Source organism: Thiospirillum jenense, assembly GCF_014145225.1.
In the GTDB taxonomy this organism is placed as follows: Bacteria; Pseudomonadota; Gammaproteobacteria; order Chromatiales; family Chromatiaceae; genus Thiospirillum; species Thiospirillum jenense.
The window spans coordinates 1-515 of sequence record NZ_JABVCQ010000112.1 but is presented as its reverse complement, the minus strand read 5'-3'; the positions used below and the strand labels follow the sequence as shown (position 1 = coordinate 515).

Sequence of the window (515 nt, the reverse complement as noted above, 5' to 3'; positions counted from 1 at the left end):
TGTGTGGGCTTTTTTTTACCCGAGTAGGTTTCTTTTTGTTGTTCGTCATCGCTGGGACGCTGTGTATGTTGTTCGGTGGCATCAATAATTAAGTCTTTTTCCTCTTTGAAAAATTCCTGAAAATCTTTGACAGTCAGTAGTTTACGTTCTGGCATTGCTTTTAGCTTAGTCAAGGTTTGAACTAAAATTTTCAAACCAATTTCCTGATTTCTTTTCGCATTAGAACCACTCATTCCACAAACAACTCCTAAAACATCATAGGTCATTCCTGATTTAAGACTAAACAAGGTGAATAATAAAAGCTCCTCTTCACTATTAATACAATAACCAATATTAACCTCAACTTTTCTTTTGGATAGCTCTGCTTTATAAGTCTCAAAATAAGCATTCTTGAAATGCTCTAGCAAAACAAAAAACCGTTTCTTAGTCATACCGAGCGTGGCGCTCCATTGCCGATCTTGCGTTAGGTCTGATGTTGTAATTTTCATTTGTTTTTCTCGTGATAGTTGGAACTG

1 protein-coding gene is annotated in these 515 nt (G+C 36.1%); it reads right to left on the bottom strand.

Going from position 1 to position 515, the window contains the following annotated elements:
• Positions 1-488, bottom strand: a 488-nt coding sequence (locus tag HUK38_RS14755; protein WP_202985592.1) for a hypothetical protein, incomplete at its 3' end; no start/stop codon positions are given.
• Positions 489-515 lie beyond the last annotated feature (27 nt).